Origin of the sequence: Hahella sp. HN01 (assembly GCF_018986435.1) — a bacterium.
Classification (GTDB): Bacteria; Pseudomonadota; Gammaproteobacteria; order Pseudomonadales; family Oleiphilaceae; genus Hahella.
This window is the reverse complement of the sequence record NZ_JAHMIN010000017.1, coordinates 89,259-106,318: the sequence shown is the minus strand read 5'-3', so window position 1 is coordinate 106,318 and position 17,060 is coordinate 89,259. Positions and strand designations below refer to the sequence as shown.

Sequence of the window (17,060 nt, the reverse complement as noted above, 5' to 3'; positions counted from 1 at the left end):
CTTATTCTCCCTTGGCGGCGCTCAAGGTCGCTTCCACTGCCGCCAACACCTTCTCAGGTGTGGATGGCGTGTGCAACGGCGGATCAATACGGTAATCCGTCAAGCTGGAAATGGCGTCTTTCAAGGCGCACCAGACGGAGATCGCCAGCATGAACGGCGGTTCGCCCACGGCTTTGGAATGATAGATGGTTTCCTCGCGATTGGGTTCGTTCGGCAATAACTCCACATTCAGCACTTCCGGCAGATCGCCCAGCGTGGGAATCTTGTAATTCGCCGGACTGTTGCTGAGCAGGCGGCCATTGGCGTCCCAGCAGACTTCTTCGGTGGTGAGCCAGCCCATGCCCTGGATAAAACCGCCCTCGATCTGGCCAATGTCGATGGCGGGATTCAGCGATTTGCCCACGTCATGCAGAATATCCGCCCGCAACACTTTGTACTCACCGGTCAGGGTGTCGACGACCACTTCCGAAGCGGCGACGCCATTGGCGAAGTAAAAGAAGGGACGGCCGGATGCGGTGTCGCGGTCATAATGGATTTTCGGCGTTTTATAGAAACCGGTGGCGGACAGGGACACACGGCCCATGTAAGCCTGCTGGATGAACTCGGCGAACGGAAACGCCTTTTCACCCACATGGACATTATTGTCTGCGAAGTAAACCTGCTCCGGCGTCACCTGATATTGCTCACAGGCGAACTCGATCAGTCGGCCCTTGATCGTCTGTGCGGCGTTTTGCGCCGCCTTGCCGTTCAGATCGGTGCCCGAAGACGCCGCCGTTGGAGAGGTATTGGGCACTTTGTCCGTACGCGCCGCGGAGACGACGATGTTGTCCACGTCGACCTGAAACTCCTGGGCGACGATCTGCGCCACCTTGGTGTACAGGCCCTGACCCATTTCCGTACCGCCGTGGTTCAGGTGAATGCTGCCGTCGGTGTAGATATGAATCAGCGCGCCAGCCTGGTTAAGGTGCTGTACGGTGAAGGATATGCCGAATTTCACCGGCGTCAGCGCCAGGCCTTTTTTCAAGATCGGGCTGGACGCGTTGAACGCGCGAATAGCCGCTTTGCGGGCGTGGTAGTCCGCATCCGCCATCAGCTTACGAGTCATCAGCGGAATGAGGTTCTGCTCTACTTTCTGATGGTAAGGCGTGACGTCATAGCCGCCTTGCTTGAAGTCATAGCGCTCATGATCTTCCCGGTAATAGTTCAACAGACGTATTTCCACCGGATCTTTGCCGACGCGTCGGGCGATCGCCTCTATCATGGCTTCCGCCGCCATCATGCCTTGTGGACCGCCGAAGCCGCGAAACGCGGTATTGGAAACCGTATGGGTCTTGCAGCGATTGCCGGTAATGCTGGCGTTAGCGAGGAAGTAGGCGTTGTCGGAGTGGAACATGGCGCGATCGACGATGGCGTCGGACAGGTCCGGTGAATAGCCGCACAGACCGTTGACGGTAATGTCTGCGCCCAATATACGGCCTTCGTCGTCAAAACCTACGTCAAAGAGGTTATGGAAGTGATGACGCTTGCCAGTCATTTCCATATCGTCGCTGCGGCTGAGGCGGAATTTAACCGGTCGGCCACTCTTGCGCGCCAGCACCGCAGCGAGACAGGCCCAGGGCGCAGCCTGAGTCTCTTTGCCGCCGAAACCGCCGCCCATGCGACGCACGTCGACAGTGATGCGGTTGAAGGGAACATCGAGTACTTCCGCCACCAGCTTCTGCACTTCCGAAGGGTGCTGGCTGGAGGCGAAGATGTGCATGCCGCCGTCTTCTTCTGGAATCGCCAGGGAAATCTGTCCTTCCAGATAGAAATGCTCCTGACCGCCGACTTCTATATCGCCGTGCAGGCGATTGGGGGCGTTGGCGAGGGCTGTCTCCGGCTCGCCCAGGCGCATCTGATGAGGCGGACGCACAAACAGTTGTTGTTGCAGCGCATCTTCGATAGTGAGGGTCGCCGGCAATACTTCATATTCAACTTCCGCCAGTTTCACAGCGCGGCGCGCAGCGGCGTGACTCTCCGCCGCCACGGCGAATAGAGGTTGGCCGACGAATTCCACTTTATCCTTAACCAGCAACATATCGCCGGGGAATACCGGACCGATATCCAGATGTCCGGGGATGTCGTCGGCGGTAATCACGCACAGCACGCCCGGCGCAGCGCGGACTTTGTCCAGATTCATGGAGATGACGCGGGCGTGAGCGTGTGGGCTTTTGCCTACGCAGCCATACAATTGTCCCGCGTGAGGAAAACGGTCGTCGATATATTGAGCGGCGCCGGCCACATGTTTGTGGGCGCTGTCATGCTTGGCGTCGCGGCCGGCTTTGGGGGAGCCTTGGGTCGTCGGAGCCTGGGATTGCGCTAAGGCGGCGCTATCCAGCTTGACCTCAAGTGGTTTGCCGAGTTTGTTCAACAGGTCACGCATAGTGAAATACCCTCGTCGCCACCGCCCCATCGGCGCTTTCAATATACAACCGCTGCAACAGATTAGCAGCCACTTTGCGCCGGTAATCGGCGCTGGCGCGAACATCGCTCAAAGGTGAAAACTCCTGCATGATCGCCGTCTGGGCCGCTTGGATAGTGTCTGGCGTCCAGGGTTGTTGCAACATAGCCTGTTCGGTAAGCATGGCGCGTTTGGGTATCGCCGCCATACCGCCGACGCCAAGTCGGATCTCCGCCACTGAGCCGTTCTCGATCTTGAGATAACAGGCCAGACACACGGCGGAAATGTCATCCTCCAAACGCTTGCTGACTTTATATAGATGCAGGCTGGCGTCCGGGCGGGCGCGGGGAATGCTGATGGATGCGATGAACTCGCCGGGCTGCAAGGCGGTTTTCTTGTAATCCAGGAAAAACTGGTCCAGCGGCAGGCGGCGGCTTTGTTCGCCCTTACGCAAGGTCAATACGGCGTTCAACGCCAACAGAACCGGAGGCATGTCGCCGATAGGAGAAGCGTTGCCGATATTGCCGCCGAGGGTGCCCTGGTTGCGCACCTGCATTGAGCCCAGGCGCTCCAGGAAGGGCTCTATGTCAGGGTATTCCTGGGACAGCGCAGACATAGCGCGCTCGTAGGTGACGGCCGCGCCGATCTCCAGCGTGTCCTCAGTCACCGTCAACGCGTTCATTTCATCGACCGCGCCGACATAAATAATGTTGTCGAGTTGCTTCAACTGCTGGGTGACCTCCAACGCTAGGTCGGTGCCGCCAGCCAGCAGGCGGGCGCTTGGGGCCGCATCGTAAAACTGGGCGAGCTGATCCAGATTCGTTGGCAGGTGAAAGTGCTTGGTGACGCCTTGGTCTTCACGAGTCACGGAACCCGGGCCCTGTGCTTTGATAGCGGCCAGTCTGGCGCAGATGGCGGCTTCATCCTCTTTGATTTGCGCCAGTTGCTCAGGTGAGGTGGCCTGACGGGCGGCGTCCAGAATAGGGCGATAGCCGGTGCAGCGGCACAGATTGCCGGCCAGATAGGCCTCTCCTTCCTGACGTGAGCAGGCGCGTGTATCCGCTTTCTGCTGTTTATGCTGATATAAGGCGTACAGGGACATAACGAAGCCCGGCGTGCAGAAACCGCACTGAGAACCGTGCTGGTCCACCATGGCCTGTTGCACCGGGTGCAAGGCGCCGCGCCGGTTAAGATATTCAACGGTAATGAGCTGTTTGCCGTGCAACCCGCCCAGGAAGGTAATGCAGGTATTAATGGAGCGGTAGGCTAATGCGCCGTTTTCCTCTGTGGCGATCACCGCGGTGCAGGCGCCGCAGTCGCCAGAGGCGCAGCCCTCTTTGGTTCCGGTCAGCCCCTTATTGGTGCGCAAGAACTCTAAAATGGTCAAATCCGGGTCAAAATTATCGAGCTCTAAGGCGTCGTCGTTCAGTAAAAATCGAATCACCGTGGCGTACCTTGGTCTTTTTATTACAGCTTACTAAAAATTTTTTGTTATAACGTCCGCATGTCGCCGCTTAGTTTCATGCGCAGACAGCCGCTCGTTTTCCACGCCTGTCCTTATAGCTTACGCCCTTTAAAAAACTTGTCTATATGGTCAGGTTATTATTTACATACAAATCCGGTCAACCTATAGTTCAAGTCAGATCTGATCGAACATTAGGCGGAATTTAACGTCGATGTAAGGTTAGCAAATGTTTTGCCAAAGTTGATCAACTGGTCAATAAATAAAAAACTGACCAGATGGCCAAAAATTTGCATTCGGAATGAACGCAAACCGGCATAAGGCGGTCTGAACCCACTGAAATAGCGGGTTCGGGCGGTTGAAATTGCCGGGGTTTATGTTGATGATGCGGCCCCTGTTTGACCTGGGCCGGCGTCAAACCCCGGAGCCGGACAGAATAAAAACAGCAAAAATGTTCCAAAGAGGCTTGGCAGCGCATGACTATCGATATTGATCTTCCTCCGCCGAGTAAGGACTACCGGCTGCAGTTACAGGGAATCACCAAGCAGTATCCTGGCTGCCTGGCTAATGATCGCGCACATCTCAATATCCGTCCTGGCGAAGTGCACGCCCTTCTCGGCGAGAACGGGGCCGGCAAAAGCACTTTAATGAAAATTATCTACGGGGTTACCCGGCCTGACGCCGGCGTCATTTACTGGGAAGGCGAGCCAGTGGAGATCGCTGATCCGGCCGCGGCGCGCAGACTGGGCATCGGTATGGTGTTCCAGCACTTCTCTTTATTCGAAACGCTTACGGTTGCTGAGAACATTTCTCTCAGTCTGCCCAAAGAGCAGGTGCGCGACCGCGCGGCTTTGTCTCGTCGCATCAGCGAGGTCTCCGACAAATACGGCATGGCGCTGAACCCGGATCGTCTGGTGCATACCTTGTCTATCGGCGAACGTCAGCGGGTCGAAATCGTGCGCTGTCTGCTACAGGATATCAAGCTGCTGATCCTGGATGAGCCGACCTCAGTATTAACGCCTCAAGAAGTCGACCAGTTATTCGCCACCCTGCGGCAACTGTCCCAGGAAGGCTGCAGCATTCTATTTATAAGCCACAAGCTGAATGAAGTGCGCGCCCTGTGCGACAGCGCCACTATTTTACGGGCGGGCAGAGTCAGCGGTCATTGCGTTCCGGCGGAAGAGACCAATCACAGCATTGCCCGCCTGATGGTGGGCGACGATACGCCGGTGCATGCGGAGCATGAGAAGACGACCGGCGGCGAAGACTATCTAATTGTAGAGAATCTGTCGGTGAAGACGGATGATCCTTTCGGCGTCAACCTGGAGTCCCTTAGCTTCACCGTGAAAGCCGGTGAAATTCTCGGTGTGGCGGGTGTGGCCGGCAACGGACAGGAAGAGCTGTTGGCGGCGCTGAGCGGGGAAACGGTGGTTCTGGATTCCCCCGCAGCGATTCGCCTGCTGGCGCAACCGGTGGCGGCGATGACGTCTGGACAGCGCCGTAAACTGGGAGTGGGCTTTGTGCCGGAAGAGCGGCTGGGCCGCGGCGCCGTGCCGGATATGAGCCTAAAAGAGAACGGACTGTTGACCGGCTATTTTCAGGGACTGACCAAGGCCGGCCTGATCAGCATGCCGGCGGTGCGCAAATTCGCTGAAACCGTGCGCACCCGTTTCAATGTTAAAGCCCCCAACACAGAAACCCATGCTAAATGCCTCTCCGGGGGCAACCTGCAAAAATTCATCATTGGCCGCGAAATCCTGCAGAATCCTAAGCTTCTGATCGCCGCGCACCCGACCTGGGGCGTGGATGTGGGCGCCGCATTGGCGATTCACAAAGCGTTGATCGAACTGCGCGACCGTGGCGCTGCTATTCTGGTGGTGTCGGAAGACCTGGACGAGTTGTTCGCCATCAGCGACCGCATATGCGCTCTGTACGTGGGCAAGATCTCGCCGATTAAAGAGACCAGGGAGACAACCATCGCTGAAGTCGGGGGTTGGATGGGCGGCGACTTTCTGGAGTCGTCGCAGCCCGCGCCGCAACAAGCGGTGGGAGCCTGAAGGATGAGAGAGCATAACAAAGCTGACATGTTAGCGAAGGGGGCCGGGCAATGATTTTTAAACTGGAGCGTCGCGTAGACGACTCCCGCTGGATGGCGTATCTCTCTCCCATACTGGCGGGAACATTGACGCTGATTACCGGCTCCATCTTGTTTTGGGCGTTGGGTAAAGACCCGCTGCAAACTTTATATACCTTCTTTATAGCGCCGGTATCGGACTTGTACGGCTGGACCGAGCTGGGGGTGAAAGCTGCGCCGATTATGCTGTGCGCCCTGGGTTTGGCGGTATGTTACCGGGGTAAAGTCTGGAATATCGGGGCGGAAGGACAACTCTTGTTCGGCGCGCTGGTCGGCGGCGGCGTAGCGCTGCAGTTTCTGGAAAGCGACTCTGCATTCGCTCTGCCGCTGGTGTTGGTGGCGGGCGCGCTGGCGGGCATGGCGTGGGCGGCGATTCCCGCCCTGTTGAAAACCCATTTCAACACCAATGAAATACTCACCACCATCATGCTGAACTATATCGCCCTGAATTTGCTTCTGTTTAGCGTGCATGGACCTCTCAAAGATCCTGGCGGTTTCAATTTTCCTGAGTCCGCCCTCTTCACTGAAGCCGTGACTTTGCCGTTGTTGCTGGAAGACAGCCGCATGCATATCGGCATCCTGTTCGCGTTGTTCGCTCTGGTGGCGGTGTGGGTGTTGCTGAGCAAGACCTTCGTTGGATTTCAGATCAAAGTGCTGGGGCTGGATACCCGCGCGGCTCACTTTGCCGGGTTTAAAGAGCGTCGTCTGGTGTGGCTGGCGCTGTTATTGAGCGGCGCTTTGGCCGGGCTGGCTGGCGTATGCGAAGTGACGGGGCCTATTGGGCAACTGGTGCCGCAGGTTTCGCCGGGCTACGGCTACGCGGCGATTATCGTCGCCTTTCTGGGACGTTTGCATCCAGTAGGCATTCTGCTGTCGAGCATGTTGATGGCGTTAATCTACATCGGCGGCGAGCTGGTGCAGATTGAGCTGAACCTGCCATTGGCGCTGACAGGCCTGTTCCAGGGCATGTTGCTGTTTTTCCTGCTGGCCTGTGACGTGCTGATCGCCTATCGCATCCGCCTCAGTCCGCGTTTTAGCGCCCTGCGCAAGCCATCGTCCGCGGCCCTGGTGAATGGCGCAGACGCAAACCTTTCCACGCATTCACAATAACGGGGCGTCGTCATGGATTATGATCTGATAGTCAACATTCTGTACGCCACCGTGCGCACGGGCACGCCTCTGATACTTGTCGCGCTGGGCGAGCTGGTGTGTGAGAAGTCCGGCGTGCTCAACCTGGGTCAGGAAGGCATGATGCTGATGGGAGCGGTGATCGGTTTCATCGCCGCATTAGAGACCGGCAATTTGTGGCTGGGCGTCACCTTCGCCATGGCGGCGGGGCTGATGATGTCTCTGTTATTCGGCTTTATTGCGCTTAACTTAAGCGCCAATCAGGTCGCCACGGGTCTGGCTTTGACCATTTTCGGAACCGGGCTCAGCGCTTTTGTCGGCAGCGACTATGTCGGCACGCCGCTGGTTGGCATCGAGCCCTGGCATATTCCTTTACTTTCCGACATTCCTTTCGTCGGTCGCATTCTGTTCAGTCATGATCCCCTGGTCTATCTTTCATTCGGGCTGTTTGTCGGCGTTTACCTGTTTTTGAACCGGTCCCATGCCGGACTGGCGCTGAAAGCAGTGGGCGAATCGCCGCAATCCGCCAAGGCGACGGGTCTGCCGGTGTTCAAAATTCGCTATCTGGCGGTGATGTTCGGCGGGGCTATGGCGGGACTGGCTGGCGCCTATTTATCGCTGGCCTACACCCCGTTGTGGGCGGAGAACATGACCGCCGGACGCGGCTGGATTGCGCTGGCGCTGGTGGTGTTCGCCAGTTGGAAGGCCGAGCGGGTGTTGCTGGGGGCCTATTTGTTTGGCGCTTTCAGCATCATGCATCTGGTAGCGCAGGGGCTGGGCTTTTCGGTGTCGCCGAATTTGTTGGCGATCATGCCGTACCTGGCGACTATTGTCGTGCTGGTGATGCTGTCCTCGGATAAAGCCAGGGTGAAACTCTATGCTCCGGTATCGCTGGGCAAACCGTTTCACCCGGCGGACTAACGATCGATGGATTACGCGCCAGGTCCGGACGGCCTGGGTCAGGCGATGCGCAAGGAGCTGCGGATAACTCAAAAACTATCCTGCTGAAGGGGTTACATTGTATGAAGCAAGAAAAGAAATCGTTGGCGCAGCGCTTCGCCAAAGCCGCAGGCGTCGCACTGGCGTTGTTCATGTCGGCGCAGTCGGTGACCGCGGCGGAGCCGGTCAAGGTCGGTTTTGTCTATGTCGGTCCCACCGGCGACGCGGGCTGGACGTATTCTCACGACAAAGCGCGCAAGTACGTTGAAGAGCAGCTCGGCGATAAAGTGAAAACCACCTATGTTGAGAGCGTGGCGGAAGGCGCGGACGCAGAGCGTGTGATTCGTCAATTGGCCAAATCCGGCAACGATCTGATTTTCACCACTTCTTTCGGCTACATGAACCCGACCCTGAAAGTGGCCAAACAGTTTCCCAAAGTGAAATTCGAACACGCCAGCGGTTACAAGCGTGCGAAGAATGTAGGGACTTACTTCGACCGTATTTATGAAGGCCGTTACCTGACCGGCGTTATCGCCGGCAAAATGACCAAGTCCAATATCGTCGGCTATGTCGGCTCCTTCCCGATTCCTGAAGTGGTGCGCGGCATCGACGCTTTCACCCAAGGCCTGCGCAGCGTCAACCCGAAAGCGGTGGTGAAAGTGGTTTGGGTCAGCTCCTGGTACGATCCGGCGAAAGAACGGGAAGCGGCGGAAACTCTGATTCTGCAAGGCGCGGACATCATTAACCAGCACACGGATTCCCCTGGACCTATCCAGGCGGCGCAAGCTAAAGGCGTGTACGCGTTTGGCTATCACTCCGACATGTCTCTGTACGGCAAAGACGCGCATCTGACTGCGGCGACCCATAACTGGGGACCGGTCTATCTGGAGAAAGTGAAATCTGTAATGGACGGCTCCTGGACGTCAACTGACTTCTGGGGCGGTCTGGCGAGCGGCGCGACGGCGCTGGCGCCTTTGAATCCGGCGATTCCAGAAGACGTCGTCAAATTGGTGGAAGAGCGTAAGCAGGCGATCATCGACGGTAAACTGCACCCCTTCCAGGGACCGGTCAAAGATCAAAGCGGCGCAGTCAAAGTGCCTGCCGGCGAAGTGATGAGCGATGAGGATCTGCTCTCCCTGAACTGGTATGTGGAAGGCGTGGAAGGAGAGCTTCCCAAGTAGGCGCCCGTCCTGCTTTAACTTATGATGGCCCCGGCGCCGGTATTTCCGGCGTCTGGTAATTAGGGCGATCAAAATACGGGTGATCTGATGACGACTCTCTGGATAAAGAATCCGCTGGCGATATACGGTCAGGAAGCGAACTGCGACGCTGGCGGCGGCGTGGTGACGCGCGGCTCGCAAATCGTTGAGCTGGTGGCCGCTGGCGGCGCGCCTTCTATTCCTTATGACGAAACCTTCGACGCGTCGCAGCATGTATTGCTGCCGGGCTTGATCAACACCCATCATCATTTCTATCAGACCTTGACGCGGGCGTTGCCCGACGCCTTGAACAAGCCCTTGTTCCCCTGGCTGCAGAGCCTGTACAAAGTATGGGCGCATCTGGATGCGGACATGGTGCGTCTGGCCACGGAGATGGCGTCAATGGAACTCCTGTTGTCAGGTTGCACCACGGCGGCGGATCATCACTATCTTTTTCCCATGCAGATCGATAACGCCATCGATATTCAGGCGGAAGCGGTGCGCAAGATGGGCATCCGTGCGGTATTGACGCGGGGCTCCATGAGTCTTGGCGAAAAAGACGGTGGTCTGCCGCCCCAGTCAGTGGTGCAGGACGAGCAGTCGATTCTGGATGACAGCCTGCGCCTTATCCGCGCCTATCATGACGCCAATGACGGCTCCATGCTGCAGATCGCCCTAGCGCCTTGTTCGCCATTCTCCGTAACTCGCGAACTCATGCAGGAAACCAATCATCTGGCCTCCCGGGAAGGCGTTTTGCTGCACACCCATCTGGCGGAAACCGAGGATGAAAATGACTTCTGCATACGGGTTTATGGGGTGCGGCCGGTCGAGTATCTGGCGGAAGTGGGCTGGATGCACGAAGGCGTCTGGCTGGCTCACGGTATTCACTTCACCGACGAAGAAATGGACGAACTCGGGCGGCGCGGCGTAGGCGTGGCGCATTGCCCCAGCTCCAATATGCTGCTTGGCTCCGGCGTATGTCAGACGCTGGACCTGCAACGGCGAGGGGCACCCGTGGGGCTGGCGGTGGACGGCTCCGCCTCCAATGATTGCTCCAACATGATTCAGGAAGTGCGTCAGGCGCTGTTAATACAGCGCTTACGCTACGCGCCGGGCCAGATTACTCATCAATGGGCGCTGGACCTGGCCACCAAGGGCTCGGCGAAGCTGCTCAAACGTCCTGAACTGGGCGTGCTGGGCGTTGGGAAGCAGGCGGACCTGGCGTTGTTCAAGCTGGATGAGAACCGCTTTTCCGGCGCAGGCGATCCCTTGGCGGCGTTGGTGTTGTGTGGCGCCCATCAGGCGGATGCAGTGATGGTGGCCGGGAACTGGCGCGTCAAAAACAGCGAACTTATGGATGTGGATATGGCTCGATTGCGCGCGGAACATACCGCTGCGGCGCTGCGTTTGCGCCAAGCCGCTTGCAGTTGACGCGATAACATGAACAATACGTTAATTCAGTGAGTTAACCGTGGGCGTCGTCGCCGTTGTCGCGGCGGCCCGCGAACTGTTCACCCATTAAGCAGCAGGGGATGGTTAGGGCGACTATGGTATTGAAAACAAACCGTGTGGAGAATCCGGGCCGTATCAGGCAAAAGAATGAAATGCTTATCCTGCGGGCGGCGGAAATTGAATTCGCCCGCCACGGTTTCAAGGGCGCGACAGTTCAGCAGATTGCCGACACAGCGGGGCTGCCCAAAGCCAATGTTCATTATTACTTCAAGAGCAAGCACGACCTTTATCTGGCGGTGTTGAGCGACATTGTCGAACTCTGGAACTCCGCTTTCGACGCCATCCGCCCGGAAGACAGTCCGGCGGACGCCCTGGGACGTTATATCCGCTCCAAGGTGATGCTGGCGAAAACCCACCCACTGGCCTCCAAGATCTTCGCGACGGAGATAATCAGCGGGGCGCCCACGCTGGGMAAATACCTGAAATCCAATAACCGCCAATGGGTCAGGGAAAAATCAGCGGTGATTCAGTCCTGGATTGATCAGGGCAAAATTGATCCCATTTCCCCCGAGCATCTGATTTTTCTGATTTGGAGCGCCACTCAGCATTACGCGGACTTCAGCACCCAGATTGAAGCCGTGTTGGGACGTAAAAAGCTGACTTCCAAGGATTTCGACTTCGCAGCGGACAATCTCATTCGCATCATCCTGAAAGGCTGCGGCGTCCAAACTCCCTGACAGGATATCAACGCGATAAATTGTTCGCTTTCAATGAACTTTCTTCTTTCACCGGAGTCTAACCACGGCAGACGTGGTTAAGGCTCTGGGCCTTGCGTCCGGGCCGGTTTCCTCAGTTGATCATCGTAATCCCCGGGGAGAACCTGTTATGAAGATACTGCTGTCCTTAATGCTGGCGCTGTTTCCCGCGCTGGCTTCTGCGCAATTGGGCCCTCAGTCGGACTGGGGCGATATCTATCGGAACCGTTTCTATTCGCCGGATATGCCGGTAGTGACCTTTCACGCCAAATCTTCGAATGGCGTGGGCTCAAAGTTAATATTCGCCAAAGTGAACGAAATCAGCCGTTTTGTCGGGGCGGACGGTGTGGAGTACCTGTATGGCGGGACCGCCGAAATCTGCAATAACTATGCAGTGACTGGCAGCCTGAGCGACAGCGACCGGGTTTGTCTGTCGACGGAAACGGTAGAGCTGGTGCGGCCGCGCGCCTATCAGTTTGAGTTTTGCATTTTTCGCAGCGATGGCGATTGCGCCAGCTATGCGACATCCGACAAGCAATACCCATTGACCTACGATGTAGCCGTCTACCGGAGGCTGAGTGAAAGCGACGCCTTTCACAGCGGCGCGCCGCCGGCATTCACCAAACGCGTGCAGGTGCGGGAGTGCGCGGATTGCGCCGGTCGACTGCGCTAAGGCTCGATTCCAGAACGATGTGCGGCCGCCAGGGTTAGGCGGCCCGCCAGTCGGGAAATTCCAAAGGCAAGCCGTGCTTCGCCCTGGCCTTCAGGCAGCCCTCTGAACCGGCTTCGAACTCCCGGCAGGGAGTGGGCCTTTGTTCATAAATAGAGCAGGTCGTATAGCCGCCGATATCACCGCATAACGCGCGACAACGGGGCTGCGGCTGATTGGTGCCGACCATCACACTACGCCAGGGATTCAGCTTCTCGGTAAATTCCAGCGGTACTACTCCGCCGGACTCAGCATCCGCCTCAGCCCAATAAAAAGACACGCGAAAACTGGCGCAACAGGCGCCACAGGACAAACAGGGGTTGTCCACACTCATTGCCACACACTCCGTGCACAACAACCAGCGCTAACTCTGGATGGTTTGATAGATAAATCTGCTTTGGCGACGACCGGGAAATCGGCATGGAAACCGTTCGGCCGTCGTAAATCGGAGGCCATTATCTGTTCAATTCCGCATTTTGGCAATATAGTCAATAAATAGAGGTATAAACTGAGGGAGGAGGCGGTCGACTCCAGCTCGGGCATTCGGCCTAAGTGCAAGGCAGGATTACTATTTTTTTAGGATTATGCACAATCACACACCGGCTGAAGCCCGCCGTTAAGAGATCGCTGTTCGCTTGACGGTTAGGGGAAGACCGAGCAAATGGAAGTAAAGTGTAAATCGGGTCATCAACAGGAATGGCAATGAGAGTTTTTCATGGTTGGCGCTTTGAATAATCATTGGTGGTCAGCGCTTATCCTTTTCATGTTCACTGCGTCCCTGGCGGCGGCGCCTTCTGTTTCTCCCTATGGCCACAAAGGCGAGATCTCTGGGGAGCATCAAGACAAAGACGGCTTGCGTCCCATGGCGTATTCCCTGCGCTGGGAGCTGTATCCATTGTTGAGCGGCCCCGCCGTGAGCGGCTCCATCAAGTGGAAGGCCCAACCCGGGCTCGTTGACACAGAGTTGGGCGCCGGCATTCAGGGCGACAGCATTCCGCCGGAGGTCGCCGCCACCATCCTGCCTTACGACATGACCGTCTACCTGTGCGGACCCAGCAATGCTTTCAAACAGCCGGTGTGTATTGATGTGGACCCTGGCATGGCGAAACCGGGCGGCGGCGACTGGTCGCTATCGCTGCCCCACCAGTTTGACTGGAGCAATCTGTTTTGGACGCCCGACGAAGACGGCCGCCTCTGGCTGACGGAGGAACAGGCCAAAGGCGTGGTGCGTAAAGGTTTCAAACCGACTCGCGTGCGTATCGCCAAGATGAGTTGGGACCTGTCCGGTTTGCGCCACTGGGCGGCGGAATTCTATCCATTTGAAGAAATTCGCACTCTGGAGACGCGTGTATTCAGTCAGCTCGACGTCATCGCCAGAGCGCATCACTTATCTCTGTCGCCTATCCGCGCAAAGCTGGATGTCTATAAAAGCGCGCACACACCCATTGTTTATCGGGATAAGCTGAAGGCGATTCTCGCCAGCTTTGACGCTGGTCTGTTGGACCCCATGCTGGAGCCGGAACATCGCGATGCGCTGACCCAACAGGCGCTGCGAGTGCGTTCTGATATGGCGCGTGAAGATGTCGCCCGCAGCAGAAGAGTGGCGGAGCTGGACAAACAGGCGCGCGCCCAGAAACTGGCGTGGGAGCAGGCGCTGTATCGGCGCGTATGGCGGGATGAAACCAATGAAGCGCTGCGACTACAGGCGCAGTATGACTATCTGCTGCAGCAAACGGAGCGCTTCGGCGTGAAGTCGCCGGATGCTTTCGGCTGTGAAGAATACCTGTTGGCGTTCGCGGAATCAGGCGAAGAAGAGCTGCGCGAGCGACTGGAATGTGTACAGGAATATGATGCCTACCTGCTCAACAAGCTGGCGCAAACGGACGCACTGCTGGACCTGCACGACGCCACGGCGGCGAAAGGAAAATTACGGGGTAAAATTGAAGAGGCGCACGGGCAAGTCGAGAAAGAAATCGCCGATAATTTACTGGCGATGGAGCAATACTATGACCGCCTGAGCCGGGATAAAGGCCAAAAAGACGCTTTCTCTGCACAGCGTAAAGCGGAGCAGGAGCGTTTGTTCCGTCATTGGCTGGAGAAATACGCGAAAGGAGCCCTGGCGCAGGCGGAGCAGTCATTGAATAACCTGCGCAGGGTGCTGATGGCGGGGGGGATGACCCCAGATGCCGCCCCGGACGATGCCGCCAAACGGGTCGATAAGAAAACCCCGCCCCCGACACTGTCCGGCGGAACCCTGTAAATCCATGCGTCCTGCCTGGGGCGCGACTACGATCAACGAGACCTTGTGCCGAACAAACAATAGGTGACGGCGGATTACGACGGAATGGAAAAAGCGCAGATCGAAGAATTTATAAAGTCCCGTGGGACGGTGGATGACATTCTGTCGCCGTCGGCCTGGCGGGCGTTTTGGACGCGCTTGCAGAATGAGCTGATCGGCAGGGCGATGAGCAACAACCGGGCGGCGGACTCGGAAGAGTTGCAGACGGCGATGGCGCAGGTGGAGACAGTCTGGCGCAAATTGGGCGAACAGCTGCAGGAGCGCTTGGGTGTAATACTGCTTGATGCGCCAGGCGGACCGAACAAAGACAGCGGGATTCACGACGCCATTAACCAGGGAATTGTCGATAGCCTGTGCAGACAGGGGTTGGAGCTTAAGTTCTGGAATCTGCAGCTGAAAAAGTCTTCCCCCAAACCAAAGCCGCAACCGCAGCCATCGCCTTTTAAAACCGGCAATGGCGTCGTCGCCGAACCCAAAGCGATGAACCGGGCGGTGCGGGTCGTGCGCCCGGACGTTAAAAAAACGCTTACCTCTCACCTGCGCTCCCGGCGCTTTGTCTTCGCCGGCGTCGCTATACTAGCGGCGATTGGCGTGTTGGCGTTGCCATTCGGCTGGGTGACGCCGACGGCAATTTTATGGTGGCTGGCGTTCGCTGTATTTTGCGTGGCCGGCGTCATCCTTCCCAACCTGTACGGTCGTCGCACTACGCAGTTTTTTATCGTATTCGCGGTGATCCTGGGCCTGATCGGATTGCTCGGCAAGGCGGCGGAAACGCCCCGCTGGCGGGGCCTCAAAACTGCTATCGTCACCGTTACCTATCCTGCTTATAACCTGTTGGGACTGCACAAAGTCATCGATATCAGCTCCGTGCGTCAGTTGATGGTGGACGGGCGCACGCATATCAGCGTCGATAAGCGTCTTTATGATGAAGTCGTCGGCCAGGGCGAGCTGGTGGTGGAAGTGGATAATCAAAGTCCCTGGCGGCTGTCTCCGAGGGGGGTGCGCGTCTTTGCGCCGGAGCAAGGCTGGCTGCGCCTGAGGGCGTTCGGCCTGGACGCGCCAGGATTGTGGCGGGGAGAACCGGTAGCGCCATACAGTCGTGGTGAATGGCGCCTGCTTATCCCTTCGTCGGGAGAAAGCGCCGCTGCGCTGACGCAGGCCGGTTTGCAGGATAACGCCTCTCTTACAGAGGCGCAGAATGCCTTGGAGTCACTACGCGGTCTGGCTCGTTATGGCGAGGACTTGTCGCTCGCTCTGGAGCCTCAATACCAGATTTCCTATTATGACCGGCAGGCGGAACTGGAAAAAATGTTCGACCGCCTGCTCGCTAATTGACGGAACGCTGCGCAGTGCTTGATCAGAGCAGGTCCGTCAGCAACACGCCGATGCCGATGCGCTCCACCGACGCGTTATAGTCCATCAGGTTTTCGCCATAGCCATTGAAGTACTGCACGTAACCGCGCAGCCGCTTCCATAATGGAAAGGTGAACCCCAATTCCACTGCGCCTTTGTTATCTTCGCGCAGATTGTTGCGCAGCATGAGACTGGCTTCGTAGTTATCCCAACGATAGGCTGTGGTAAATTCGAAGTGTCCCATGTAGTCGTCGATATCGGGATTGTCGTCGCCTTTGGGATCGAGCTTGTCCTTTTTCTGGTCTTCCGGAATCCTCCACCAGGGCTTCAGACTGAAAACGAAGCGGCTATGTTCCCAGATGAAGTTGGCGTAGATGCGGTTCCAGCTCCGCGACAGGGGCTGCGAGCGCCCATTGGACTGGTGGCTGAAGCCCACCGCCAGCAGACTGAAATCCGCGGTGGAAAAGGTCCAGTCCACCGGCGCGATCCAGAATATTTCCGGCTCATAGTTGGTCTCTCTAAATGGCGCGGAATAATCGTGGTTATACACCTGCCAGAAGGACTTGAGGGTCACCCCGAAAAATATGGCGTCTGAGTCGATGAAGGTTTCCTGCGCCAGCGGCACTTTCAGGCTGATCTGAAACTTGGCCTCCAGGTTGTCCAGTTCCGCCTCATCTCCAAGGTCGTAAGCCTCGCGTAACGGTTCGCTGTTGGGGTTTTTCAGGTAAGACACCGGCATCAGGTAGTTGCGCAGGTGCGGCGTGATCACGCTGCGGCTGTTGCTGGAAAGCTGCTCACGCATAATGCGCTCGGCTATAACGCTTTCTCCATTTTTCACCGCCGGGCTGGCGTTTTCAGGAATTTTGGGGATTTCTATGCCGCAATGGCTCTTCAGCTCGTCGATAGTCATATCGCTAGGGCCCTGGGTCAGCGCTTTGAACACGCAGGTTTCGGTCTCATCCTGATCTTTTTCTTGCAACTGAGCCTGCGCGGGCTGGGCGTTGACGCCCAGCGCCAAGGCGCAGCAAAAGGTAATAGTATTCAGTCCATTAGGCGCTGATTTAGAAAATTTCATACTCTGGTAATATCCGCGTTGGGCAGGTTATGGAAGCATACGTGACAGAGAGCCGCGATTGTAAATCTAACCTGGATTTATGACAAAACCGCTCCCATCTCATAGGACGTTATAA

Annotated in this window: 13 protein-coding genes; 9 read left to right on the top strand and 4 right to left on the bottom strand. The window is 57.1% G+C overall.

Annotated features, from left to right (window positions below):
* Position 1: 1 nt before the first annotated feature.
* Positions 2–2,422: a xanthine dehydrogenase molybdopterin binding subunit gene (xdhB, locus tag KP814_RS17345; RefSeq protein ID WP_216737928.1), complete on the bottom strand. Its 2,421-nt coding sequence runs from the start codon at positions 2,420–2,422 to the stop codon at positions 2–4.
* On the bottom strand, positions 2,415–3,884 hold the full coding sequence (xdhA, locus tag KP814_RS17340; protein WP_216737927.1) for a xanthine dehydrogenase small subunit: 1,470 nt from the start codon (positions 3,882–3,884) through the stop codon (positions 2,415–2,417). The genes xdhB and xdhA overlap by 8 nt, the downstream gene beginning before the upstream one ends.
* 494 nt (positions 3,885–4,378) lie before the next feature.
* Here xdhA and KP814_RS17335 point away from each other — a divergent pair, with 494 nt between their 5' ends.
* From KP814_RS17335 to KP814_RS17305, 7 genes are all read left to right on the top strand, one after another.
* On the top strand, positions 4,379–5,959 hold the full coding sequence (locus KP814_RS17335; RefSeq protein WP_216737926.1) for an ABC transporter ATP-binding protein: 1,581 nt from the start codon (positions 4,379–4,381) through the stop codon (positions 5,957–5,959).
* A gap of 50 nt (positions 5,960–6,009) precedes the next feature.
* Positions 6,010–7,146 (top strand): ABC transporter permease, encoded by a 1,137-nt coding sequence (locus tag KP814_RS17330; RefSeq protein ID WP_216737925.1) that lies wholly within the window; start codon positions 6,010–6,012, stop codon positions 7,144–7,146.
* Positions 7,147–7,158: 12 nt separating this feature from the next.
* Positions 7,159–8,085 carry an ABC transporter permease gene (locus tag KP814_RS17325; protein WP_216737924.1) on the top strand — a complete coding sequence of 309 codons (927 nt, stop codon included), beginning with the start codon at positions 7,159–7,161 and terminating at the stop codon, positions 8,083–8,085.
* 101 nt (positions 8,086–8,186) lie between these two features.
* Positions 8,187–9,284, top strand: a complete 1,098-nt coding sequence (locus KP814_RS17320; protein WP_216737923.1) for a BMP family ABC transporter substrate-binding protein — start codon at positions 8,187–8,189, stop codon at positions 9,282–9,284.
* Between the two features lie 87 nt (positions 9,285–9,371).
* Positions 9,372–10,733 carry an 8-oxoguanine deaminase gene (locus KP814_RS17315; RefSeq protein WP_216737922.1) on the top strand — a complete coding sequence of 454 codons (1,362 nt, stop codon included), beginning with the start codon at positions 9,372–9,374 and terminating at the stop codon, positions 10,731–10,733.
* Between the two features lie 116 nt (positions 10,734–10,849).
* Complete coding sequence (locus tag KP814_RS17310; protein ID WP_216737921.1) at positions 10,850–11,491, top strand: TetR/AcrR family transcriptional regulator; 642 nt, start codon at positions 10,850–10,852, stop codon at positions 11,489–11,491.
* A gap of 148 nt (positions 11,492–11,639) precedes the next feature.
* A complete protein-coding gene (locus KP814_RS17305) occupies positions 11,640–12,182 on the top strand; it encodes a hypothetical protein (RefSeq protein WP_216737920.1) in 543 nt (180 codons plus the stop codon).
* 34 nt (positions 12,183–12,216) lie between these two features.
* Here KP814_RS17305 and KP814_RS17300 read toward each other — a convergent pair whose 3' ends face one another.
* Positions 12,217–12,552, bottom strand: coding sequence for a YkgJ family cysteine cluster protein (locus tag KP814_RS17300; protein ID WP_216737919.1), 336 nt, complete (start codon positions 12,550–12,552; stop codon positions 12,217–12,219).
* A gap of 381 nt (positions 12,553–12,933) precedes the next feature.
* Here KP814_RS17300 and KP814_RS17295 point away from each other — a divergent pair, with 381 nt between their 5' ends.
* Together KP814_RS17295 and KP814_RS17290 are read left to right on the top strand one after the other, a co-directional pair.
* Positions 12,934–14,478, top strand: coding sequence for a hypothetical protein (locus KP814_RS17295; protein ID WP_216737918.1), 1,545 nt, complete (start codon positions 12,934–12,936; stop codon positions 14,476–14,478).
* 84 nt (positions 14,479–14,562) lie between these two features.
* Positions 14,563–15,852 carry a hypothetical protein gene (locus KP814_RS17290; RefSeq protein WP_216737917.1) on the top strand — a complete coding sequence of 430 codons (1,290 nt, stop codon included), beginning with the start codon at positions 14,563–14,565 and terminating at the stop codon, positions 15,850–15,852.
* Between the two features lie 22 nt (positions 15,853–15,874).
* On the opposite strand, the gene KP814_RS17285 is transcribed toward KP814_RS17290, so the two are convergent.
* Complete coding sequence (locus KP814_RS17285) at positions 15,875–16,945, bottom strand: phospholipase A (RefSeq protein ID WP_216737916.1); 1,071 nt, start codon at positions 16,943–16,945, stop codon at positions 15,875–15,877.
* Positions 16,946–17,060: the final 115 nt, after the last annotated feature.

What these genes read in the sequence shown, in the direction of transcription:
- KP814_RS17320 (WP_216737923.1), top strand. Translation starts at nt 8,187, where the DNA reads ATGAAGCAAGAAAAGAAATCGTTGGCGCAGCGCTTCGCCAAAGCCGCA.
- KP814_RS17335 (WP_216737926.1), top strand. Translation starts at nt 4,379, where the DNA reads ATGACTATCGATATTGATCTTCCTCCGCCGAGTAAGGACTACCGGCTG.
- KP814_RS17300 (WP_216737919.1), bottom strand. Translation starts at nt 12,552, where the DNA reads ATGAGTGTGGACAACCCCTGTTTGTCCTGTGGCGCCTGTTGCGCCAGT.
- KP814_RS17325 (WP_216737924.1), top strand. Translation starts at nt 7,159, where the DNA reads ATGGATTATGATCTGATAGTCAACATTCTGTACGCCACCGTGCGCACG.
- KP814_RS17315 (WP_216737922.1), top strand. Translation starts at nt 9,372, where the DNA reads ATGACGACTCTCTGGATAAAGAATCCGCTGGCGATATACGGTCAGGAA.
- KP814_RS17295 (WP_216737918.1), top strand. Translation starts at nt 12,934, where the DNA reads ATGGTTGGCGCTTTGAATAATCATTGGTGGTCAGCGCTTATCCTTTTC.
- KP814_RS17285 (WP_216737916.1), bottom strand. Translation starts at nt 16,945, where the DNA reads ATGAAATTTTCTAAATCAGCGCCTAATGGACTGAATACTATTACCTTT.
- KP814_RS17330 (WP_216737925.1), top strand. Translation starts at nt 6,010, where the DNA reads ATGATTTTTAAACTGGAGCGTCGCGTAGACGACTCCCGCTGGATGGCG.
- KP814_RS17305 (WP_216737920.1), top strand. Translation starts at nt 11,640, where the DNA reads ATGAAGATACTGCTGTCCTTAATGCTGGCGCTGTTTCCCGCGCTGGCT.
- xdhB (WP_216737928.1), bottom strand. Translation starts at nt 2,422, where the DNA reads ATGCGTGACCTGTTGAACAAACTCGGCAAACCACTTGAGGTCAAGCTG.
- KP814_RS17290 (WP_216737917.1), top strand. Translation starts at nt 14,563, where the DNA reads ATGGAAAAAGCGCAGATCGAAGAATTTATAAAGTCCCGTGGGACGGTG.